General features: G+C 73.9%; 22 protein-coding genes. 13 read left to right on the top strand and 9 right to left on the bottom strand.

The annotated features are described in order from the left end of the window. Positions 1-133 precede the first annotated feature (133 nt). Both DCS98_RS22235 and DCS98_RS22230 read right to left on the bottom strand, forming a co-directional pair. Positions 134-1,075, bottom strand: a complete 942-nt coding sequence (locus tag DCS98_RS22235; RefSeq protein WP_116453670.1) for an ABC transporter permease — start codon at positions 1,073-1,075, stop codon at positions 134-136. Positions 1,076-1,144: 69 nt separating this feature from the next. After that, positions 1,145-2,701, bottom strand: a complete 1,557-nt coding sequence (locus DCS98_RS22230; protein ID WP_116453669.1) for an ABC transporter substrate-binding protein — start codon at positions 2,699-2,701, stop codon at positions 1,145-1,147. Positions 2,702-2,887: 186 nt separating this feature from the next. On the opposite strand from DCS98_RS22230, the gene DCS98_RS22225 reads away from it, so the two are divergent. After that, complete coding sequence (locus tag DCS98_RS22225; RefSeq protein WP_241038597.1) at positions 2,888-3,700, top strand: IclR family transcriptional regulator; 813 nt, start codon at positions 2,888-2,890, stop codon at positions 3,698-3,700. A gap of 88 nt (positions 3,701-3,788) precedes the next feature. Beyond that, the gene (locus DCS98_RS22220) at positions 3,789-4,802 is read left to right on the top strand and encodes an alpha/beta hydrolase (RefSeq protein ID WP_116453668.1); all 1,014 of its coding nucleotides are present in this window, start codon (positions 3,789-3,791) and stop codon (positions 4,800-4,802) included. 89 nt (positions 4,803-4,891) lie between these two features. Here the strand turns inward: DCS98_RS22220 and DCS98_RS22215 are convergent, their stop codons facing one another. Continuing rightward, positions 4,892-6,130, bottom strand: coding sequence for a wax ester/triacylglycerol synthase domain-containing protein (locus tag DCS98_RS22215; RefSeq protein ID WP_164704719.1), 1,239 nt, complete (start codon positions 6,128-6,130; stop codon positions 4,892-4,894). Between the two features lie 157 nt (positions 6,131-6,287). On the opposite strand from DCS98_RS22215, the gene DCS98_RS22210 reads away from it, so the two are divergent. From DCS98_RS22210 to DCS98_RS22195, 4 genes are read left to right on the top strand one after another with little or no spacing between them, the layout of a single operon-like run. Continuing rightward, positions 6,288-6,845: a quercetin 2,3-dioxygenase gene (locus DCS98_RS22210; protein WP_116453666.1), complete on the top strand. Its 558-nt coding sequence runs from the start codon at positions 6,288-6,290 to the stop codon at positions 6,843-6,845. A gap of 53 nt (positions 6,846-6,898) precedes the next feature. Further along, positions 6,899-7,771 carry an alpha/beta hydrolase gene (locus DCS98_RS22205; protein ID WP_241038589.1) on the top strand — a complete coding sequence of 291 codons (873 nt, stop codon included), beginning with the start codon at positions 6,899-6,901 and terminating at the stop codon, positions 7,769-7,771. Next, entirely contained in the window at positions 7,768-8,619 is an 852-nt protein-coding gene (locus tag DCS98_RS22200) for a fumarylacetoacetate hydrolase family protein (protein ID WP_116453665.1), read from the top strand. Before DCS98_RS22205 ends, DCS98_RS22200 begins: the two co-directional genes overlap by 4 nt. Continuing rightward, entirely contained in the window at positions 8,619-9,872 is a 1,254-nt protein-coding gene (locus DCS98_RS22195; RefSeq protein ID WP_116453664.1) for a DUF3500 domain-containing protein, read from the top strand. The genes DCS98_RS22200 and DCS98_RS22195 overlap by 1 nt, the downstream gene beginning before the upstream one ends. A 2-nt stretch (positions 9,873-9,874) precedes the next feature. Here the strand turns inward: DCS98_RS22195 and DCS98_RS22190 are convergent, their stop codons facing one another. Continuing rightward, positions 9,875-11,404 (bottom strand): HNH endonuclease signature motif containing protein, encoded by a 1,530-nt coding sequence (locus DCS98_RS22190; RefSeq protein WP_164704718.1) that lies wholly within the window; start codon positions 11,402-11,404, stop codon positions 9,875-9,877. A 249-nt stretch (positions 11,405-11,653) separates the two neighbouring features. Between DCS98_RS22190 and DCS98_RS22185 the strand changes: the two genes are divergently transcribed. Further along, the gene (locus tag DCS98_RS22185; RefSeq protein WP_116453662.1) at positions 11,654-13,285 is read left to right on the top strand and encodes an FAD-dependent monooxygenase; all 1,632 of its coding nucleotides are present in this window, start codon (positions 11,654-11,656) and stop codon (positions 13,283-13,285) included. Continuing rightward, entirely contained in the window at positions 13,282-14,454 is a 1,173-nt protein-coding gene (locus DCS98_RS22180) for a glycoside hydrolase family 1 protein (protein ID WP_116453661.1), read from the top strand. The genes DCS98_RS22185 and DCS98_RS22180 overlap by 4 nt, the downstream gene beginning before the upstream one ends. Before the next feature lie 3 nt (positions 14,455-14,457). Here the strand turns inward: DCS98_RS22180 and DCS98_RS22175 are convergent, their stop codons facing one another. Then, positions 14,458-14,691: a ketohydroxyglutarate aldolase gene (locus tag DCS98_RS22175; protein WP_116453660.1), complete on the bottom strand. Its 234-nt coding sequence runs from the start codon at positions 14,689-14,691 to the stop codon at positions 14,458-14,460. Positions 14,692-14,713: 22 nt separating this feature from the next. Next, entirely contained in the window at positions 14,714-15,982 is a 1,269-nt protein-coding gene (locus DCS98_RS22170; RefSeq protein ID WP_206340402.1) for a S8 family serine peptidase, read from the bottom strand. Positions 15,983-16,237: 255 nt separating this feature from the next. Here DCS98_RS22170 and DCS98_RS22165 point away from each other — a divergent pair, with 255 nt between their 5' ends. After that, positions 16,238-16,621: a nuclear transport factor 2 family protein gene (locus tag DCS98_RS22165; protein WP_164704717.1), complete on the top strand. Its 384-nt coding sequence runs from the start codon at positions 16,238-16,240 to the stop codon at positions 16,619-16,621. A gap of 4 nt (positions 16,622-16,625) precedes the next feature. Here the strand turns inward: DCS98_RS22165 and DCS98_RS22160 are convergent, their stop codons facing one another. The 3 genes from DCS98_RS22160 to DCS98_RS22150 form a co-directional block, all read right to left on the bottom strand. Further along, positions 16,626-17,462, bottom strand: coding sequence for an ABC transporter permease (locus tag DCS98_RS22160; RefSeq protein WP_116453658.1), 837 nt, complete (start codon positions 17,460-17,462; stop codon positions 16,626-16,628). Beyond that, positions 17,459-18,439 (bottom strand): ATP-binding cassette domain-containing protein, encoded by a 981-nt coding sequence (locus DCS98_RS22155; protein WP_116453657.1) that lies wholly within the window; start codon positions 18,437-18,439, stop codon positions 17,459-17,461. The genes DCS98_RS22160 and DCS98_RS22155 overlap by 4 nt, the downstream gene beginning before the upstream one ends. Before the next feature lie 143 nt (positions 18,440-18,582). Continuing rightward, complete coding sequence (locus DCS98_RS22150) at positions 18,583-19,110, bottom strand: DoxX family protein (RefSeq protein ID WP_164704716.1); 528 nt, start codon at positions 19,108-19,110, stop codon at positions 18,583-18,585. A gap of 102 nt (positions 19,111-19,212) precedes the next feature. Between DCS98_RS22150 and DCS98_RS22145 the strand changes: the two genes are divergently transcribed. From DCS98_RS22145 to DCS98_RS22130, 4 genes are all read left to right on the top strand, one after another. Next, on the top strand, positions 19,213-19,680 hold the full coding sequence (locus DCS98_RS22145; protein WP_116453655.1) for a heme-degrading domain-containing protein: 468 nt from the start codon (positions 19,213-19,215) through the stop codon (positions 19,678-19,680). Positions 19,681-19,698: 18 nt separating this feature from the next. Beyond that, on the top strand, positions 19,699-20,025 hold the full coding sequence (locus DCS98_RS22140; protein WP_116453654.1) for a hypothetical protein: 327 nt from the start codon (positions 19,699-19,701) through the stop codon (positions 20,023-20,025). A gap of 49 nt (positions 20,026-20,074) precedes the next feature. Continuing rightward, positions 20,075-21,394 carry a MurL-like N-terminal domain-containing gene (locus DCS98_RS22135; RefSeq protein WP_116453653.1) on the top strand — a complete coding sequence of 440 codons (1,320 nt, stop codon included), beginning with the start codon at positions 20,075-20,077 and terminating at the stop codon, positions 21,392-21,394. Continuing rightward, on the top strand, positions 21,369-22,302 hold a 934-nt coding region (locus tag DCS98_RS22130; protein WP_116453652.1), incomplete at its 3' end, for a Mur ligase family protein. The genes DCS98_RS22135 and DCS98_RS22130, both read left to right, overlap by 26 nt.

The raw sequence follows: 22,302 nt of genomic DNA, 5'->3' as shown, positions 1-22,302 counted from the left end.
AGCATGAAGAGCAGCCACGTGGCGCCGAAGATCCCGCCGGGGCGGCGGAGGAAGTAGGGCAGTCCGCGACGGCGCTGCGCCGGGGGGACGGGCTCGGTCGCGACCTCGTCGGCCGCGTCCAGCGGGAGGACGCTCATGCCGTGCGCACCTTCGGGTCCAGGGCCGCGACCAGCAGGTCGAGCAGCAGGTTCGTGATGACGACGACGACGGTGGCGACGACCACCACGCCGATCAGAGCGGGGATGTCGCTCGAGGCCGCCGCGAACTGGCCGGCCTGGCCGAGGCCCGGGAGGGCGAAGAGGTTCTCGATGATCACCGAGCCGCCGAACAGGGCGATGAACTGGATGCCCAGGACGGAGACGACGGGGAGGCTCGCGAAGCGGAGGGCGTGCACGTAGCGGATCCGCCACTCGGGGGTGCCCATCGCGCGGAGGGTGCGGATGTGCTCCTGGGCGAGGGCCTCGCGCATGCCGGCGTTGGCGGTGCGGGCGATGATCGCCGCCCCGCCGACGGTCAGGGTGAGCACCGGGATCGCCAGGCTGGTGAACCAGCCGCCCGGGTCCTGCGCGAACTCGACGTACCCGGTCGCCGGGAACCAGCCGGTCTGGATGGCGAGCACGTAGACGAGGAGGACGCCGACCCAGAAGGCCGGCAGGGAGAGCGCGACGCCGCTGCCGGTCATGAGGACGCGGCTCACCCGCCCGCCGCGGACAGCGGCGGTGACGCCGATCAGCACGCCCACGACGCCCGAGAGGATCGTCGCGAACAGCGCGATGGAGGCGGTGACCGGCACGCGGTCGGCCAGGTCGGCGCCGATGGAGCGGCCGTCGATGAGCGACGTCCCCAGGTCGCCCCGCACCAGGTCGCCGAGGTAGTCGAAGAACTGGACCACCAGGGGGCGGTTCCAGCCCAGCGCCTCGTTCTCCGCCGCGACCTGCGCCGCGGTGGCACCGGGCCCCAGCCGGACGGCACCGGGGGTGGAGTCGCTGACGTGGACCAGCAGGAAGCTGATCACCACCGCGGCGAGCACCGTGCCCACGGCCATGGCGAGGCGTCGTGCGACGTAGCCGAGCATCTCGTCGTCCTTCGTCGGAGGAGCTGGGAGCCGGTGGCCGCGGGGTGCCCCGCGGCCACCGGCCGTGGATCAGCTGGCGGGCTGGATCTCGGAGAGGACGAGGTAGTTGTTCGTCCCCGCGTAGGAGGGCTCGGCCACCTTCGAGGCGTTGTAGCCGGTGTAGGTGAAGTCCTCGTAGACCGGGACGTACCAGCCGTGCGCGGTCAGCGCCCGGTTGAGGTCGGTGAGCGCCTGCTCCTGCGCGTCACCGGTGGCACCGAGGGCCGCACCCAGCGACGCGTCGATGTCGGCCTCCTTGGCGCCCTGCATGTTCATGAAGCCGCCGTAGACCACGCCGGCGATGAAGCCGGCCGGGTTGGCGCCGACCGCGAAGGGCCCGAAGATCACCGGGTCGGTGCGGACCGCCGCGAAGACCTGGTCGGTGGACGTCGCCGTCACGAAGTTCATCGTGATGCCGACCTCGGCCAGCTGGCCCTGGATGGCGACCGCGTCCTCGTCCGGCTGGCCGAGCACGGTGTAGTCGAACTCGAAGCCGTCGGGCAGGCCGGCCTCGGCGAGCAGCTCCTCGGCCTTCTCCGGGTCGTAGCCGAACTCCTCGTCGAGGGACTCGTCGAAGCCGGTCGAGCCCTCGGGGAACAGCTGCGTCGTGGCGCGGGCGCCCGGGTGCAGGTCCTCGACGAGGGCCTCGCGGTCGATCGCGTAGCCGATCGCCAGGCGGGCCTGCTCGCTGGCGAACGCGGGGTTGTTGGCCCCGGTCTTGTCGATCACCGGGAAGCCGACGATCGTCCCGCCGGCGCTCACGATGCTCTGGCGCGACTCGACGAGGTCGATCGTCTGCGGGTCGAGGATGGTGGCGACGTCGGCCTGGCCGGAGACGACCGCGTTGGCCAGTGCCTGCGCGTCGGTGATGACGTTGAAGACGATGGTGTCGAAGGTCCACTGGTCGGCGTTCCACGCCTCGTCGTTCTTGTCCAGCGTGTACGTGCTGGCGCGGGTCGTCTCGCCCTCGTTCAGCGTGTAGGCGCCCGAACCGTCGGGGGTCGTCTCGAGGGAGTCGGGGTCGGCGATCCCGTCGGGCCCGACGATGATCCCGGCGGTGTCGACCAGGTTCTTGTCCGGCTCCGCCTGGGGAGCGGCCCAGGTGATGACGACGGTCCGCGGGTCGGGGGCCTGGACGTCGGTGATCTCGCTGGCGCCGCCCGGGGCGAGCGCGCCGTAGGCCTCGAGGGTCTCGTCCGTGCGGCGGTCGAGGTTGGCCTTGACCAGGTCGGCGGTCAGCTCGGAACCGTCGGCGAAGGTGACGCCCTCGCGCAGGGTGAGCGTGGTCTGCGTGTTCTCGGCGTTGTTCTCGAAGCTCTCGGCCAGGCTGGGCTCGATCGAGCCGTCGGCCGCGGTGGCGAACAGCGCGTCGTACAGGGCTGCGAAGAAGGTGAACTGGCCCGACGAGTAGAGCAGCGGGTCGTAGCCGGTGGGCGCCGCGTCGGCGTCGTAGGCGAAGGTCAGGGTGTCGCCGGCGCTCTGGCTGCCGCTCCCGCTGCCGCCGTCGCCGCCGCCGCAGGCGGTCAGGGCCGCCAGGGACGCGGCCGCGACCAGCGCGGGGCCGGTCCGGGTCGTGAATCGATTCATGCTTCTGGCTCCTTCGCCTCGAACAACGGAGGGGTCGTGGATGGCCGATCCGCCGGCCCGGCCGGAGCGATCGCTCGGCTTGGGCGCCAACGATGTGTGCGGCGGCGATGAGACGTCAGGCACAATGCCGCTCAATGGAAAACAACTGTGGTGCGCGCCTCACCGCGAACGCCAGGTGACCGAACCGTGACCGACGGATCGCCCGAGCCGGTCCGGGTGCGCGGCCGTCGCCCGCCCCAGGGCGATCCGGTGGTGGACCGCGCGTTCGCGCTGCTGGCCGCGTTCGACGCCGGGCACCGGTCGCTCTCGCTCGGCGAGCTGAGCCGCCGCAGCGGCATCCCGACCAGCAGCACGCTGCGGCTGGCGGGCCGGCTGATGGCCTGGGGCGCGCTCGAGCGCGGGTCCGACGGCCGGTTCACCATCGGCCTGCGGCTCTGGGAGGTCGCTTCGCTCGCGCCGCGGGGCCAGGGGCTCAAGCAGGTGGCGCTGCCGTTCATGGGCGACCTCGAGGAGGTCACCCGCCAGCACGTGCTGCTCGCCGTCCGGGAGGGCACCGACGCGCTCCTGGTCGAGCGGCTCTCCGCCCACCAGGCGATGGACGTCCTCTACCGGGTCGGCGGCCGGCTTCCTCTCCACTCGACCGGGGTCGGGCTGATCCTCCTCGCGTTCGCCGAGACCGCGTTCCAGGAGTCGGTCCTGGACCAGCCGCTGGTGCACCTCCCGGAGAACGTGCCGGTCTCCCCCGCGGCGCTGCGGCGCACGCTGGCCGAGATCCGCCGCGACGGAACGGCAACCCTGCGCCGTCGGGCGCCGCAGCCGCTGGTCAGCGTCGCCGCGCCGATCTTCGGTGCCGACGACCGCGTGGCGGCCGCCCTGTCGGTGGTGGTGCCGCAGGAGAACGCGGAGCCGCGGCTGCTCGGACCGGCCGTGCGCACCGCTGCGCGCGCCATCTCCCGCGGGCTCGGGGCCCGGCGGGCGATCGGGGTGCCGCCCGCCTGACGTGCCGCTCAATGGCACGAGGGTGTGATGCGGGGCACGGCGCGGGCGAGGCTCGCGTCCCGACCGTCCGCCTCAGCGAGGAGCGCGCGTGCCCATCCACCCCAGCCAGGCGTCGAAGTTCCACCTGCTCGAGGGCATCGAGTCCTTCGAGGAGGCCATGGCCGACCCGGAGACCAGGGCCCGGCTCGACGCGTTCATGTCGATCACCGACGCGCCCGCGCCGCCGCGGGTCGACGTCCGCGACGACGTCGCCTGCGGACCGAACGGGCGCGTGCCGGTCCGCATCTACAGCCCCCGCGGCGCCTCCGACCGGCCCTGCCTGGTGTGGTTGCACGGCGGCGCCTTCCGCATGGGCGACCTGGGCATGCCCGAGGCCGACCGGACCGCCCGCGAGGTCTGCGCCCGTGCCGACGCGGTCGTCGTGAGCGTCGACTACCGGCTCTGCGTCGGTGGCGTCACCTACCCGGTGCCCCATGACGACACCGTCGCCGCCGTCCGCTGGGTGCGGTCGAACGCGGCGGCCCTCGGTGTCGACGCCGACCGCATCTCCCTCGGCGGCGCCAGCGCCGGCGGCAACCTCGCCACCGGCGCCGCGCTCAAGCTGCGCGACCAGGACGGCTGGGTGCCTGCGGCCCTGCTGCTGGCGTACACGACGCTGCACGCCGTCGTCCCGCCGCCCTCGCCGTCCCTGGCGCCGCTGCTCGAGGAGATCCCGACGCTGCTGCGCTTCCTGCCGGAGAACCGGCGCAGCATCACCGAGAACTACCTCGGCGGGCCGGCGAGCAGCGCCGACGGCTACGCGATGCCGGCGAACGCGGTGCTCGAGGGGTTGTGCCCCGTGCTGCTGCTCAACTCCGAGTACGACGACCTGCGGGCGTCGGCCGAGGTCTTCGCCGGTCAGCTCGCCGTCGCCGGCGTCGACGTCCGCCAGGTGCTGGCCCCGGGCATGCTGCACGGCTTCCTCAACCTGGATGCGGGCATCGAGCCGGTCGACCGCGCCCTCGACCTCATGGCCGAGGTCGTCGGCGAGGCGCGGTCGGCCCCGCCTCAGGCATCGGCCGTCGCGGCAGGCGCGCTCGTCGGTTCGGTGGCCGCTCGGTAGGCGGCGAAGGTCTCCCTCATGGCGTCGGCCATCACGGCGACGTCGGTGACGCTGCCCTCCGCGTGGACGGAGACGGCGAGCTCGCCCGCTTAGGAGAGCGCCGCGACTCCCAGACCCACGCGCTGGACCAGCGGCGCTACCGGCACGGCGTCGAGGAGCCGGGCTCCGGCCAGCCAGAGCGGCGCTGCGGGGCCGGGCACGTCGGTAACGAAGAGCGTCACCCTGCTGGCGCCGAAGCGGCGCATCCACCGCATGACGAGGCGGGCCAATGGGATCGGCAGGTGGACGAGACTCGCGACACCTGCTGGCCCGGTGTGGTGCCGTCGCTTGGCACGGGTCGTGGCGGCGCGGATCGACGCCAGCCGTCGCAGCGGGTCGGCGTCGCCGACCGGCAGGTCCACCAGCAGGACGCCGCTCGCCTGGACGCCACGACCGGTGACGACCGGCACCGAGGCGCGGAGGGTCATCCCCGACACCGCCTCCCCGCGGCTGGTCAGGAGCGCGCGGAGCCCGCCGGTCACGGCGGCGAGCAGGAGGTCGTTGACCGTCACCCCCAGGGCGTGGCCGCTCCGTCGCAGGTCGGCGAGCGGCTCCCTGACGACGGCGAGCTGCCTGGTCGGCCCCACCCGGCGGGGCAGCGAGGTGGCCGACGTCGGCGTCCGCAGTTCGGCGGAGACCGAACGGAGCTCCCGGACCAGCTCGCGGACCCTGCCGGGGCGCGGCCGCGTCGGGACACGGACGCGTCGCAGCGCGCGGGCGAGCTCCTGCACGTGGGCCGCCCGGAGCTCCCGGTGCGACGGCAGGGGTGGCGCCAGGTGCGGAGGGGGCGCCGGCACATCGACGCCGGGCGCGCCGTCGAGGAGCGATCCGGCGAGCCTGACGCCGGCGAGCCCGTCCGCCGCGACGTGGTGCACGACGACGACCAGCCCGAAACGGGCCCCCGGCAACCCGTCCACGACCTCGGCCCGCCACAACGGCCGGTCCATCGGGAGAGGGCGCACGATCCGCCCGGCCGCCCACGAGGCGAGGTCGCGGCCGGGTGGGAGGGTGGCCACGGCGATGTGCCGGTCCGGGTCGAACGCCGGGTCGGGCGCCCAGACCGGCATCCCCTCGCCGCAACGGGTCCAGACCACCCGTCGGCGCAGGTCCTCGACGCGGCGGGCGCGGGCGGCGAGCTCCCGGCGTATCCGCCGCACGTCGAGTGCTCCGTCGTGGAGGCGGAAGGGCGCGGCATCCAGCCTGCCCACCAGGGCGATCTGGAAGGGGGTGGCGCTGTCGGCGACCCACGCGTTGACCAGCTCGTCCATGCGCAGGCGGGTCACGGCCATGACGCAGCGTGGGTGCCGGGCGGGGCACCACGCCAGTGACGGACGTCCCGCGGCAGGCCCGGACGACGACGGTGCCATTGAATGGCAAGGCGCTGGGGCCGGGTGATGCCGGTCACCGATGCTCGACCCGTCATCGCCGACCAGCCGGGAGAACCTCATGAGCTTCGAGTACCTGATCGACCCGTCGAAGGGCCCGCAGTGGAAGGGCCGGCTGCCCGGCAAGCCGGTGCCCTACGTGCTGCGCAAGGGCGAGGGCGAGACCGCCATGCTCTTCCGCGACCTGTTCACGGTGCTGCTCTCGGGCGACGAGACCGAGAACCAGTTCGGGATCATCACGGCCGACTCCCCCGCCGGTGACGTCATCCCGACCCACTCGCACAACGAGACGCACGAGACCTTCTACGTCATCGAGGGCACGGTGCGGCTGTTCTACGAGGACGCCGAGGGCCAGAAGCAGTCCTCGCTGCTCGCGCCCGGCGACTTCGGCTACGTGCCGGCCGGCTTCGCGCACGCCTACCAGATCGTCGAGGACGCCCGGATGATGGGCACGCTCTCCGGCGGCTTCGAGCGGTTCTTCCAGCACATGGGCACGCCGACCGACCACGCGACGACGGAGCAGCCGCCGTTCATCCCCGACTTCCCGCGCATGCAGGCGGCCGCGCAGCAGCACAACATGCAGTTCATGCCGGACTACACGTGGCCGGCCCAGGGGTGACTCCCCCCGCCCTACCGCTCCCCCCGCCCGCGCACGAGCAGCCGCTGCCCCCGGTGCTGCCGGGACCCGGCGGCACCCGGCTGCTGCTCGGCGTCCCGTACGCCGCGATCCCCGGCGTCCGGCCGCTGGAGCTCGACCTGCACCTGCCGCCCGGGGACGGCCCGCACCCGGTGGCCGTGTTCCTGCACGGCGGCGGGTGGCGGGTCGGCAGCCGCCGCACCGCGGGCCCGATGTACCGGGACGTCTCCCCCTTCGAGCGGGTGGCGCGGGCGGGGATCGCCGTGGCGAGCGTCGACTACCGGCTCTCGGGAGAGGCGACGTTCCCCGCGCAGCTGCACGACGCCAAGGCCGCCGTGCGGTGGCTGCGCGCCCGGGCCGGTGAGCTGGGCATCGACCCGGACCGGATCGCCGCCTGGGGCGAGTCGGCCGGCGGCCACCTCGCCGAGCTGCTCGGCCTGGTGACCGACCCCGCGCTGGAGGGGGACGTCGGGGTCGCCGGCCCGTCCAGCGCGGTGTCCGCCGTCGTCGCCTGGTACGCGCCGAGCGACGTCGCCGCGATCAGCACCGACCTGGGCGCCGACCCGATGGACCCCACCACCCGGGAAGCGCAGTTGCTCGGCGACCCGGCGCCGGACGTCCCGGAGCTGGCGGCGCAGGCGAGCCCGATCGCGCATGTCCATCCGGCTGCCCCGCCGTTCCTGCTGATGCACGGCGCGGCGGACCAGTTCATCCCGCCCGCGCAGAGCGAGCGCCTGCTGGAGGCGCTGGTCGACGCCGGCGTGACCGCCGAGCTCGTGCTGTACGACGACGCGAACCACATGTGGCTGGGCGCACCGCACGCCGCGGAGGAGGCCCTCGAGCGCACGGTCGACGGACTCCGCCGCCGCCTCCACGCCCGGCGCGACGACGAGGAAGTGGACCGATGAGGATCGTGGGCATCCGCCGGGACGGCGGCGTGCAGGTGGCGGCGCTGTCGGAGGACGGCGCGCAGGTGACCGTGGTCGCCGGGCTGGAGGACTTCTGGGCCGCCGCGGCCGGCCACCTCTCCCGCCCGGCCGGCGGGGAGACGCTCGCCGCCTCCGACGTGGACTTCGTGCCGCCGGTGCTGCCCGGCGCGCGGGTCGTCTGCATCGGGCTGAACTACCTCAAGCACGTGGCCGAGGGCAGCTTCCGCGACCAGGAGATCCCGCCGCACCCGACGCTGTTCGCCCGCTGGACGCAGTCGCTGACCGTGGGCGGCGCCGAGGTGCCGGTGCCGTCGAACGAGGACGGCCTCGACTGGGAGGGCGAGGTCATGGCCTACGTCGGCTCCACCCTCGTGGACGCGTCTCCCGAGGAGGCGCTCGCCGCCGTCGTCGGCTACTCGACCTTCAACGACCTCACCTCGCGCCGGGCGCAGAAGCTCACGTCGCAGTGGATCCTCGGCAAGAACGGCGACCGGTCCGGCCCGCTCGGTCCGATGGTGCCCGCGGCCGAGGTCGGCGACCTGCGCGACGGCCTGCGGGTGCGGACCCGGGTGAACGGCGAGACCGTGCAGGACGGTCGTACCGACGAGATGGTCTACACCGTCGGCGACACGCTCTCGCTGATCTCGCACACGTTCACCCTGCGTCCCGGGGATCTGCTGGCGACCGGCACGCCGTCGGGCGTCGGCTACGCGCGCACACCGCCGTGGCTGCTGCAGCCGGGGGACGTGGTTGAGGTCGAGGTCGAGCGGCTCGGCGTCCTGACCAACACGGTCGTCGGCAACGAGCTTCGGGAGGAGAAGGCCTGATGTCCGGCGAGTACCGCCAGTACCTCTTCCCGCACGACCACCCGCGGCTGGCCGGGGTGCGCGGCCTGGACCCGTACGCCTACCGGGAGCACGCCCGGACGCCCGGCACCTTCACCGGCGGGCTGGTCGAGGGCTGGACGCCGCTGTACCGCGAGGAGTTCCGCGGCGTCACCGAGGACGGGACCTTGCGCCCGGGGCTGCACGACCTGGCGCCGGCCGAGCCGGGCGAGGAGGCGCCGGTCGAGGCCATGGTCGCCGCCGCGCACGAGCTGCTCGGGGCGCTCGACGACGAGGGCCGGAAGCGGATCTCGTACGACGCCGACGACGTCGAGTGGCAGACGTGGGCCAACCCGGAGTTCATGCAGTTCGACACCGGTCTGCGGCTGGACCTGCAGCCGGTGGAGGTCCGCGAGCGGGCGCTGGCGCTGATGCGTGCGTCGCTCTCCCCCGAGGGCTACGAGCTGGCCCACGCGATGATGCTGATCAACGGGTTCCTCGGCGAGGTCGTGGGCCTGGAGACGGTGCTCAACGAGTTCAGCTACAACGTCGCGCTCTACGGCGAGCCGGATCTTCGGGCGCCCTGGGGCTGGCAGCTGTTCGGCCACCACTGCGCGGTCAACTGCCTGGTCGTCGAGGGCCGGATGGTCGTCTCGCCGGTCTTCCTCGGCGCCGAGCCGGACGAGATCGACGCCGGGCCGCGGGCGGGGCTGCGCGACGTCTTCGCCGACCGCATCGAGCTGGGCACCGCGCTCATGGCTGCCCTCCCCGAGGAGCAGCGCCGGGCCGTGACGGTCTACGAGCAGATGGTCGACCCGGCCATGCCACCGGGCCGGGTGCACCCGGGCGACGAGCGGCACCTGGCGGGCGCGTTCCAGGACAACCGGGTCATCCCCGTCGAGGGCGTCCGGGTGGCGGACATGCCCGTCGACGCCCAGCGGGCGGCGCTGGCGATCGCCGCGTCGTTCGCCCGCCTGCTGCCCGAGGGACCGCGCCGGGCGCGGATGCGCGAGATCGAGGCCCACCTCGACGAGACGTGGTTCTGCTGGATCGGCGGATCGCAGCCGGGCGACGTCTTCTACTACCGGCTCCAGTCGCCCGTCCTCGTCGCGGAGCTCGACCACCACTGCGGCGTCTTCCTCGACTACGACACCCCGCAGCCCTTCCACGTCCACACCGTCCTGCGCACGCCGCACGGCAACGACTACGGCCGCGCGTGGGTCCGGCAGTGGCAGGAGCGACACGCAGGCGGCTGACCTCAGAAGGGCGGCGGGTCGGGGTCGGCCGGCGGCAGCCGGTCGGCGCCCACCCGCAGCAGCGAGACTCCCGCGGGGATCGTTCCCGGCGGCCGGCTGACCCGGGTGACCCCGGTGGGTGTGGTCACTGTCAGGACGCCGTCGGGGGTCATGACCTGGCGCCAGCCGCGGGCATGGGTCTTCAGCCGGTGGTGGCGGCGGCACAGGCAGCAGAGGTTGGCGCAGTCGGTCGCGCCGCCGTCGGCGTGGGCGACGACGTGGTCGAGATCAGCCCACCCGGCGCGGTTGCCGCAGCCGGGGTGCCGGCACGTGCGGTCGCGGGTGAGGGCGAACCGCCGCTGCGCCGGGCTCGGCGCGTACCTGTCGACCGGGGGCGGCAGCCCCAGCCCCCGACCGTGCCGGACCGCGGACTCGAGCGCCCGGCGGGTGACCGAGGCCAGCAACCGCCCGCCGGCGTCGGTGACCGCGAGGGAGAGGGTGCCGCCGGTCGGCGCCTGCAAGCCTCCCGGGCAGAGCGCGTCGAGCCGTTCGAGCAGCTCCCGGGCGAGCGCCGCGGTGACCGGCTCGCCGTCGACGAGCACCGGATCACGACCCGCGCCCGGCGACCCCGCGGCAGCGGACTCCAGCGTGTCGAGCGCGGCCACGACCTCGACGTGGGCGCTCACCACCGGCCGCTCCTGCTCCGGACGGGTCACGAGGTCGTGCAGCACCGCACTCCGCAGTCGGCCGATCGACCGCTCGTCGCCCGCCTCCTTCAGCGCACGGGCGTGCGCGTCCACGCGCGCACGGGTCTCCGCCGCCTCGGGTGAGGGCATCGTCGCCCGGAACTCGCTCATGCCGTCGCCGAGGCCGCGCACGGTGACATCGGCGTCGCGTTCGGCCTTCTTCCTGCGCCGGTCGGCGGCAGCCGGGTCGGCCCGGACCAGCTCCGCGCGCACCACGGCGCGCAGACGGGTGATCGAGAGGTCGGTCGCCTGCGGGAGCACCACCGCCTCGACCGCGGAGAGCACGTCGTCGGGCGTCTCACGGGCGGGCCAGCCCAGCTCGGCGGCGATCGCCCGCGCCCGTGGCCAGTCGAGCCGGCCGTCGGCCAGCGCTGCCCAGGTCGCCGGCAGACGGCGGCGCAGCGTCGTCGACCGCTCCCACATCTGCGTCGCCGACGCCCGCGAACAGTTGAGGACCAGGGCCAGCTCGTCGGGGAAGAACTCGGAGACGCCCTCGTCCATCAGCTGGGCGGTCCACTCCCCCGACGCCGCGCCCCCCTGCCCGCACCGCCGGTCGTCGCGCGCCGGGCGGTCGGCGGCCAGCCCGACGACGAGCTCCGCCCGATACGCGGCGAGGACCGCCTCGGCCTGCTCCACGCGCTGCAGCTGCTCCGCCTTCTGCGCCGGCGTCATCAGGTCCACCTGCAGCAGTTCCCCGAGCCGGGACGGCCGCGCCACGACGCCCGGCGGCAACACCTCGCCGTCGATCGGCGCCGGCCGCAGTTCGGCGACGGTCACGCCGACGCCGAACACGTGCGGTGGGAACATGCCTGCACGCTAGGCCGGGGGTACGACAGAAAACGGGCCTGACCAGCACGGACGACCGGACCAGGCAGCCGGCGACGCCCCGGTTCCGAACTCGCCCGTACCGCACTGCCGCTCAATGGCAACGCCCTACGAGGACGTGACCTCCGCCACGGATCCTGGATCCCGAGCCGGACGGGCCGACGTACCCCAGCCCTCCGCAACCGCCACGCCTCGTCGTCCCGAGGGGCGAGCACCACGACAGGAGAACCGATGACCCGCGTGCCCGAACGCGTACCGGTGCTGGTCGTCGGCGGCGGCCCCAGCGGCCTGGCCGCCGCGATCGAGCTCGGGCGCCGCGGCGTCGAGGTGCTGGTCGTCGAGCCGCGCACTGGGCTCGACCCGCTGCGGCCGCGCGCGAAGACGACCAGCGTCCGGACGATGGAGCACCTGCGCCGCTGGGGCATCGCCGACCGGCTGCGCGCCGAGGCACCGCTGCCGGTGGCCCACGCGCAGGACGTCGTCTTCGTGACCGGTCTGTTCGGCCACGAGATCACCCGCTTCGAGAACGCCTTCGGTCTCTGGACCGAGCCGCAGGCCGTCGCAGCCGAGGCCGGCCAGCAGGCGCCGCAGCCACTGGTCGAGGAGGTGCTCCGCGAGGCCGCCGCCGCGCTGCCCACGGTGACGCTGCTCGTCGGCTGGCGCGCCACCGAGGTCACCGACGGCGTCGAGGCCGCCCGCGCCACCCTCGAGGACCCGGACGGCGGCACGCACGAGGTGAGCGCGGAGTACCTGCTGGGCTGCGACGGCAGCAGCGGGATCACCCGCGCGGCGATCGGCGCCCGCTACGAGGGCTCGTCCGGCAGCCTGCCGAACCTGTCGATCACGTTCCGCAGCCGCGCGCTCGAGGAACGGCCGCTGTGCGCGCGCGGCATCCACTACTGGGTCATCGGCGCGCGGTACGGCGGCCTGATGGGACGCCTCGACCTGGACGGCACCTGGTGGGCGATCGTCCAGGGCATCGACAGCGAGGACGTCGACGCGGTCGCGCTCGTGCAGGCGCTGGCCGGGGACGAGGTCGACGTCGACGTGCTGGCGACCGACCCGTGGTCGGCACGGATGCTGCTGGTCGACCGCTACCGCGGCGAGCGCGTCTTCCTCGTCGGCGACGCCGCCCACCTCAACCCCCCGTGGGGCGGCCACGGCTTCAACACCTGCGTCGGTGACGCGGTCAACCTCGGCTGGAAGCTGGCCGCGGTGCTCCAGGGCTGGGCGCCGCCCTCCCTGCTGGACAGCTACGAGCCCGAGCGCCGTCCCGTCGCGTACCGGACCATCGGCGCCGCCGGCAGCCAGGAGGCCTTCCTCGCCCCCTCCTTCGCCGACGTCGACCTCGACGACGACGGCACCGCCGGTCGCCTGCTGCGCACCGACCTGGCCCGCCGGCTCGAGGTCAAGGACGCCGAGTTCCACAGCCTCGGCCTGGTGCTCGGCTACGACTACCCCGACTCCCCCGTCGTCGTCCCCGACGGCCGGCCGGTGCCGGCACCGGAGCTGGCGACGTACACGCCGTCCGCGCACCCGGGCGCCCGGCTGCCGCACGCCTGGCTCGCGGACGGGTCCTCCGTCTACGACCGGCTCGGCGACGGGTTCACCCTCCTGCGGCTCGAGGCGCACGCCGACGCGGGCCCGCTGGCCGCGGCCGCCGTGGACGCCCGGGTGCCGCTCGCCGTGGTCGACCTGCCGGAGCTGCGCCCGCTGTACGGGGCCGACCTCGTCCTCGTCCGCCCCGACCAGCACGTCGCCTGGCGCGGGTCCGCCGCCGACCGCCCCGACGACCTGCTCCGCACGGTGGTCGGCCACGTGACGGTCCCCGCCCTCAACCGGTTCGAGGAGATCAACCGATGACCACCTTCCCCGACGGCTTCCTCTGGGGCACCGCGACCGCGGCCCACCAGGTGGAGGGCGGCAACGTCAACAACGACCACTGGGAGATGGAGCACGCCGAGCACTCCCCCTTCGTCGAGCCCAGCGGCGACGCCTGCGACTCCTGGCACCGGTGGGCCGAGGACCTCGACCTCGTGGCCGGCGCCGGTCTGGACACGTACCGGTTCAGCCTGGAGTGGAGCCGGATCGAGCCGGCGGAGGGCGAATTCTCCCGCGCCGCCCTCGACCACTACCGCCGCATCGTCGACGGCTGCCGCGACCGGGGGCTGAACCCGCTGGTCACGCTCGTCCACTTCACGATGCCCCGCTGGCTGATGCACGACGGCGGCTGGACCGGCCCGAAGACCGGCGACCGCATCGCCCGGTTCGCCGAGTTCGCGGCCCCCGCGCTGACCGACGCCGAGTACGTCGCCACGATCAACGAGCCCAACCTGATGGCCGTCCAGCCCGTCATCGGAGCGATGGCGCGCCGGGGGGAGCAGATCACGGGCCTCCCGGTCCCCGACCAGGAGGTCGCCGAGGCGCTCATCGGTCTGCACGGCCGCACCATGGAGGTCCTCCGCGGCGCCGGGTCGCGCCCGGCCGGCATGACGCTGGTCGGGCTGGAGTACATCGACGAGGGCGGCGGCAGCGAGCCGCTCCGGGCGGCGCGGGCCGCGATGATGGACCAGTTCCTGGTCGCCGCCGAGGGCGACGACTTCGTCGGCCTGCAGATCTACACCGCCCAGCGCTTCGGCCCCGACGGGCTCGTCGCCCCTCCGGTGGACCAGCAGACGCTGGCCCACGGCATGGAGCGACGTCCCGAGGCCCTGGGTGCGGCCGTCCGGTACGCGGCGGGGGTCCTCCCGGGCGTGCCGCTGCTGGTCACGGAGAACGGCATCGCGACGGCGGACGACGACGACCGCATCCGCTTCACCGAGGACGCCCTGCGCGGCCTCGCGGCGGCCATCGCCGACGGCGCCGACGTCCGCGGGTACGTCCACTGGAGCCTGCTCGACAACTTCGAGTGGATGCTCGGCTACGCGCCCACGTTCGGTCTGGTAGCCGTCGACCGCGAGACGTTCGCACGCACGGCGAAGCCCAGCCTCGCCTGGCTCGGCGAGGTGGCCCGCCGCAACGGCCTGATCTGACCCCTACTGGACGGGCGCGTCCGGCGGCGGCAGCCGGTGGGTCAGCTGCGCGTCGACGGAGGCGACGCCCTCGACACCCCGCAGGGCGTCGAGGGCGTCGTCGGGCGCGGAGCCGGTCACGATCCCGAGCGTGCCGAGGACCTGGTCGACCTGCAGCCCCGAGGCGCGCAGGTTCTCCACGACGCCGTCGAGACTGTCGCGGTGGTCGTCGCCGACCGTCACGCTGACCTGCGTCATGGCCGCAGAACCTACGCCGGGATCACTGCGGCGCCAGGCACAGGCCGCTGCCGACGTCGACCGACGGCTGCATCAGCCGGTCGGCCTCCTGGCAGAGGGTGGCCCACAGTTCCAGCCCCCGGCGGCCCGTCGCCTCGCACCACAGCGCGGCCACACCGGCCACGTGCGGCGTCGCCATGCTCGTGCCACTGATGCTGCGGTAGCGGGTCGGCATCGGCCAGGACGACGTGACCTGGAACCCCGGGCCGGCGATGTCGACCTGGCCGCCCCGGGCCGGCAGGCTGCGGGCGGAGAAGAAGGCCATCTCCAGCTGCTGGTCCAGAGCCCCGACCGCCATGATCTCCGGGCTGTTGGCCGGCGCGCCGACGAAGCCCATGCGGCCCGCCCGCCGGTCGGCGTTGTTGCCCGCGGCCGCGATGATCAGCGACCCCTTCTCCAGGGCCCGGGCGCCGGCGGCCGAGTACGGCGGGTGCGCCTGCATCACGTCGGCACCCAGCGACATCGAGATCACCGGGCAACCGTTGGCGACCGCCCAGTCGATGCCGGCCAGGATGCCGCCGTCCGTGCCGCTCCCGGCGTTGCTCAGCACCTTGCCCACGAAGATGTCCGCCTCGTAGGCGATGCCGTAGCGCGGGCCGGTCGACGGCGAGCGGGGCCCGCACGAGGTGCCGATGCAGTGCGTGCCGTGCCCGTGCCCGTCCTGCGCCTGCTCACCGGGCACGAAGGACTGCGCGGTGACCGTGCGGCCGGCGAAGTCGGGGTGCTCGAGGTCGAAGCCGGTGTCGAGGACGGCGACACCGACGCCCCGGCCCGAGTGCGGCGAGGAGTCCGCGTGGACCGCCTGGATGCCCCACGTCGCCTGCGCGTTGTCCTCGAACAGCGGGGCGGCCATCACCCCGGCGGCGTGGCCGTCACCCTCGGCCGCGTGCAGCACCCGCTCGGCGAGGTCGTCGACGCCGTCCCGGTAGGCGCGGGTGTACTCGAGGACGTCCTGCAGCACGTGGTGCACCAGCTCCGGCGACACCGAGAGGACGCGCCGGCCGGGGGCGTCCGCCGCCTGGAGGAGGGCCATCTGCGACGGGTCGGCGGACACCACGGCGATGCCCAGCTGCGAGAAGACGGTGGCCTGCGAGTCCTGGAGCGCGTCGGGCGTGACGCCCGAGCTGAAGTCGCGGGAGTCCGCGACCGCGCTGATGCCGGCGCGGCCCCAGTCGACCCCGGCGTCGTCGCCGTCGTCGGCCAGGACGACGATCTGCCGCCCGGTGGTCTGCGGCGGGGTGACGGCACCCACGCGGCCGTCCCCGAGGAATCCTGACTCTGACGAGAAGCGCGGATCGATCACTGTTCCCCCTCAGTTCCCACCGGCGGTTCCGCTCGGCACGGGGAAAGGCTTCTCGCCGCCGCGCGGCGGTGCCAGAGGGTCGCGCGCAGGTCACGCTGCGCAGGACGGCGCACGGCGTTCCGTGACCCACGGGGTGCGGCCCACTGCGCAGCGGCGGACCGCGGTGACGCGGACGTGACGGCGGCTGCCGACTACGGTGCGCCCATGAGCGAGGACGACGACATCGCCGAGGTGCTGGCCGCGGAGGACCGCCGCTACGAGGCACTGCTGGGCCCCGACCTTGCTGCCCTGGACGAGCTCTTCGACGAGCGGCTGAGCTACGCCCACTCCAGCGGCGTCCGCGACACCAAGGCCGAGTACCTCGCGAAGATCGAGCGCGGCTACTACGACTACGCGCGCATCGACCACCCCGTCGAGCGGGTGGAGCTCCTCGGCGACAGCGCCGTCGTCGTCGGCCGCATGACCGCCGACCTCACCGTGGACGGGGCGCCCAAGAGCCTCGACGTCCTCGCCCTGGCGATGTGGACCCGCACCGACGGCCGATGGCGGCTGGTCGCCTACGCCTCCACCCCGGTGCCCCGCGGCTGACCCGTCAGCGGCTCCGGTACAGCCGCGTGGTGATCGGCAGGAAGATCGCGGCGAGGGCCGCGGCCACGAGCAGCGAGATCACGATCGCCTCCCCGTCGGGCTCGCCGTCCATCAGCGAGCGGCACGCCGTCGACAGGATCGAGATCGGGTTGACGTTCACGAAGGCCTCGAGCGGCCCGGGCAGCGTCGCCGGGTCGACGAACACGTTCGACAGGAACGTCAGCGGGAAAATGCCCATGAAGCCCGCGTTCATGACCGCGTTCGGCGAGCGCAGCAGCAGGCCGAGCACCGAGAACACCCACGACAGGCCGAACGAGAAGACGACGACCAGCGCCAGCGCCGCCAGCGCGCCGGCGACCCCCGCGTCCGGCCGGTAGCCGAGCAGCACGCCGACGACGATGATCACCGTCCCGGCGATGACGTAGCGGACGCTGTCGCCCAGCAGCGAGCCGAGCAGCGGGGCCGGCCGCCAGATCGGCAGCGACCGGAAGCGGTCCACCACGCCCTTGGTGAGGTCGGTGTTCAGCGCGACACCGGAGTAGACGGTCGTGAACAGCACCGACATGACCAGCAGCCCCGGCAGCGTGTAGTCGAGGTACGCGCTGGTCGAACCGGCGATGGCGCCGCCGAACAGGTACGTGAACATCAGCAGGAACATCACGGGCGTGACCGTGACGTCGAGCAGCTGCTCCGGCACGTGCTTGACCTTGAGCATCCCGCGCCAGCCGAAGGTGAGCGCGGTCGACAGCGGCCCGGGCCGCGGCGGGCGCGCGGTCGTGGCGATGGCCTGGCGGACGGCCGCGGTGTCCGCGCCGTCGGTGACCGGGGTCGTGGTGGTCATGACGGCTGCTCCTCGAGGGTCGGCTCGGTCTCGTCCGCGGCGTGGCCGGTCAGGGCCAGGAACACCTCGTCGAGGCTGGGCTGGCCGAGGGCGAACTCGGCGATCCCGATGCCGGCGCGGGTCAGCGCCGAGACGCCGTCCGCCGCCCGCGCCGCATCGGCGCAGGACACCGACAGCGCGGCCGGGTCGGGTTCCAGGGCCACGGTGCCGACGGCGCGCTCGAGGATCGTCGCCGCCTCGCCGCGCCGCTCGGCCTCCAGCAGGCGCACGTGCAGCCCGCCGGTCCCGACCGACGCCTTGAGCTGGCCGGGCGTGCCCTCGGCGATCACCCGGCCGCGGTCGATGACGGCGATCCCGTCGGCGAGCTGGTCGGCCTCCTCCAGGTACTGGGTGCAGAGCAGGATCGTCGTCCCGCCCGCCTGCAGCGCCCGGGCGATCTCCCAGACCTGCCCGCGCGAGCGCGGGTCCAGGCCGGTGGTCGGCTCGTCGAGGAACATCAGCCGGGGGGTGACGACGATGCTCGCCGCGATGTCCAGCCGGCGGCGCATCCCGCCCGAGAAGTGCTTGACCAGCCGGCCGGACGCCTCCGCGATGCCGAAGGCCTCGAGCAGCTCGTCGGCGCGGCCCCGCGCACCGGCGCGGGAGAGCCCGAGCAGGCGGCCGAGCAGGATCAGGTTCTCGCGACCGGTCAGCTCCTCGTCCACCGACGCCAGCTGCCCCGTCAGGCTGACCTCGCTGCGGACGGCGTCGCCCTCGGTGCGGATGTCGTGGCCCAGGACGCGCGCGGTGCCGGCGTCGGGCGGGATGAGGGTGGCCAGCATGCGGATCGTCGTCGTCTTGCCCGCCCCGTTCGGGCCGAGCACCCCGTAGATCGAGCCCTCGGGCACGGCCAGGTCGACGCCCTGGACGGCGCGGGTGTCCCCGAACGACTTCTCCAGTCCCGTGGCCTCGATGGCCAGGGGTGCGTGCGTCGACATCGGACTCCTCACTCGTGCCGCGGGCGCGCGTCTCGGTGTTGAGACGCAGGGTGCGCCCCGAAGTGATCGGTCGCCAGCGACTTTTCGCCCCGGACGCGCGGCGGCGCCGGCACCCGCCCGGGTGCCGGCGCCGTCCGGAGGTGTCAGGCGGTGCGATCCCCGTCCCGCCGGCTGTGGATGCCGATCAGCACCAGCGCCGCGGTGATGAGCACCAGGTTCTTGACGACGAACTCGCCGTCCGCGGTGAGCTCCAGCGGGTTCGACGTCCACATCAGCTCGGACGCCGTCACGAAGGTGAGGAACGTGCCCGCGAGGTGCCCGCAGAGGACGAGCAGCGTGATGCGGGGCAGCACACCGGCGGCCAGCGCCAGGCCGATCACGATCTCGACGGCACCGAGGACCGGCACCGCGAGATCGGCGTCCACGAAGGGAAGGGTCTGGGCGATCAGGTCGTGCACGGGGCTGGAACCGACCAGCTTGAGCGCGCCGAACCACACGAACACCACGGCGAGGGCCAGGCGCAGCAGCGTCGGGGCGACGCGCTGGTTCACCTCCACCGCGCGGTCCACCAGGGCCGCACCGGGCACGCGCGTCGGCGCGGCGACGTCCTCGGCCGGCGACACCTCCGCCGTCCGCTCCATCAGGGCCGTCGACTGCGTCGTCCCGACCATGGTCATCTCCTCTCGCTGCGGGGGCCGGCACCGTTGCGCGGCCGTCGCAGGGAAGAGAGGCCGGGGCGGACGGGGATACGCCGGTCGCGGTAGGAAGACGGCATGACCGATGCCGTACCCCTGGCCGAGCTCGCGGCCGAGGAGGAGGAACTCCAGTTCACCCGGTTCACCGCCGACGACGCGTGGGCCATCGGGTCACGGCTGGTGGCCGCCGGCCGCGAGCAGGGGCTGCCGATCGCCGTGGACATCACCCGCAACCGGCACCAGCTCTTCCACGCGGCCCTCCCCGGGGCGACGCCGGACAACGACTCCTGGATCCGGCGCAAGACGGCGGTGGTCGACAGGTTCGGTCACAGCAGCCTCTACGTCCGGCAGTCCAGCATCGAGCGCGGGACGACCTTCGAGGCGGAGTTCGGTCTGGACCCGGCGGAGTACGCGGCGCACGGCGGCGCCTTCCCCGTCCTGGTCCGGGACGTCGGCCCGATCGGTGCGGTCGTGGTGTCGGGCCTGCCGCAGGTCGACGACCACCGCATGGTGGTCGCGGCGCTGAGGGCCCATCTGGCGGGCTGACCGGGCCACACTGCGCGCATGGAGACGCCGACCCGGTCGCTGTGGTCCCTCTGGTCGACCGACTCGTTCCTCTGCATCGGCTGCACCGGCTCGGCCCTCTCGATCGGCAGCGTCGGGTCGTTCCTCTCCATCGGGAGCCTCGGCTCCTTCGCGTCGATCGCGTCGACCGGCTCCGCCTTCTCCGCCGCCTCCACGCTGTCCTGGCTGTCGGTCGGGTCGGTGCTCTCCGAGCGTTCGCTGCTGGGCGTCCTCGGCTCGCGGAGCAGGGGGTCCTGGGCCGTCCGCCCCACGGTCGCCCTTGCCGGGCTCGCCGTCCTCGCCGGGACGCTCCGGGCCCGGCGCTGACCTGCGAGGCGGCCGGGCCGGTGGCGGCCGGCGGGTAGTCTCGCGGGCGATGACGAACGACAGCCGCCGGGGCGAACGGTTCACCTACGAGGGCGTGGACATCTCCCCCGCCACCGGCGAGGTCACCTCCCGGTACTCGCTCGACGGCCGGCAGTTCACCGAGGTCGTGCAGCTCCCCGGCGACCTGGACTGGGACCAGCCGGGGGTGGCCGCGGCGGCGCGGATCCTGTTCCTCCTGAGCGGAATCTCGTACTACAAGACCGCGGCGCCGCCGGTGATCGACCTCGGCGACACCCCGGTCACCGAGGACGAGATCGCCTTCCTCCGCGACTTCTACGTCCACGGCCTCGGCGAGTTCAGCTACGTCAACGACCTCCCGATCGACGACCTGCAGATCGTCGGCGGGCGTCCCGACCTCGCCGCGCCCGTGCCGTGGCAGCTGCCGGCCGAGCGTCCGCTGATCCCGTTCGGTGGCGGGATCGACTCGGTGGTCGTCGTCGAGGAGACCAAGCAGCAGCACCCCGACAGCAGCCTGTTCATCGTCGGCCGGTTCGACCCGATCGAGGACGCCGCCGCGGTCACGAAGCTGCCGATCGTGCGCGCCGGCCGGACGCTCGACCCCCAGGTGCTGCGCAGCAGGGAGCTCGGCTTCCTCAACGGCCACGTCCCGGTGACCGGGGTCCTGTCGGCGATCGCCGTGCTGGCCGCCGTCCTCGACCACCGCACCGCGGTGATCATGAGCAACGAGTGGTCGGCGTCCTCGCCCACCGTCGAGGTCGACGGCCGCGGGATCAACCACCAGTACTCGAAGTCGCTGGACTTCGAGGCGGGGTTCCGCCGGTTGCTGGACGCGGTCCTGCCCGGGTTCCGCTACTTCTCCGCGCTGCGGCCCTACTCCGAGCTGTGGGTGGCCGAGCGGTTCGCGCAGCTGACCGAGTACCACCCGGTGTTCCGCAGCTGCAACCGCGCCTTCCACGTCGACCCGGCCCTGCGGGCGTCGGCCTGGTGCGGCGAGTGCGACAAGTGCGCCTTCATCGACCTGATCCTCGCGCCGTTCATGTCCGCCGAGCAGCTGCGCGCGGTCTTCGGCGGCCGCGAGCCCCTCGACCGCACGGAGATGCTGCCGAGGTTCCGCGGGCTGCTCGGCGACACCGCCGCCACCAAGCCGTTCGAGTGCGTCGGCGACGTCGGGGAGTGCCGCGTCGCCCTCGAGCTCGCCGCCGCCCGCCCCGACCGCGCCGGCAACGCCGTCCTCGCCCAGCTGCGCGCCGAGCAGCTGCCGGCGCCCGGCCCCACCGCCCGCTGGTTCGCCCCGATGGGCGAGCACTTCATCGAAGCGCCGTATGCCGCCGACGATCTCCTGGTCTGACCTGCGCGACCGCAGGGTCGGCGTCTGGGGTCTCGGCGTCGAGGGCCGGGCCAACCTGCGCAAGCTCGCCGCGCTCGGACTGACGCCGCAGGTGCTGGTCGACGACCGCCCGGCGGACGACGACGTCGTCGGCACGGCGGCCGGCGGGCTCGAGGCCCTGGCCGGGTGCGACGTCGTCGTGAAGTCCCCGGGCATCTCCCGGACGCGGGAGGACCTCCGGTCGCTGGAGGACGGCGGGGTCCCGGTCGCCGGTGGCCTCGGGTTGTGGCTGGCCGAGGCCGACCGGGACCGCGTCGTCTGCATCACCGGGACCAAGGGCAAGAGCACGACCACCGCGATCGCCGGTCACCTGGCGACCGGTCTGGGCCAGCGCGTGCTGCTGGGCGGCAACTTCGGCACCGCCCCGTGGGACCCCGAGGCGCCCCAGGACGTCGACTGGTGGGTGGTGGAGACCTCCAGCTACCAGGCCACCGACGTGACGCTCGGCCCGGCCGTCGTCGCCGTCACCTCGCTGAGCCAGGACCACCTCGACTGGCACGGCGGCGTCGAGAGCTACTACCGCGACAAGCTCTCGCTCTGCCGCCGCCCGGGCGTGCGGACGGTGGTCGCCGACGGCGACAGCCCCCTGCTGCGCGAGCACGCCGAACAGCTCGGGCCCTCGGTGCGCTGGATCTCCGCCGGCGGCGACTCCGCCTGGACGGCCGGGCTCGGGCTGCTGGGCGAGCACAACGTGCGCAACGCCCTGGTCGCCCGTGCCGCACTGGTGGAGCTCGGCGTGCCCGGCGCCGACGACGACGAGCGCGTCGCGGCGGCCGCGCACGACTTCGCCGGCCTCGGCAGCCGGCTGCGCCCGGTCGGCCGGGTGGACGGCGTGGACTTCGTCGACGACAGCCTGTCGACCAACGTGC

The organism is Blastococcus litoris (genome assembly GCF_003075095.1).
In the GTDB taxonomy this organism is placed as follows: domain Bacteria; phylum Actinomycetota; class Actinomycetes; order Mycobacteriales; family Geodermatophilaceae; genus Blastococcus_B; species Blastococcus_B litoris.
This window is presented reverse-complemented; position numbering and strand designations above follow the sequence as displayed.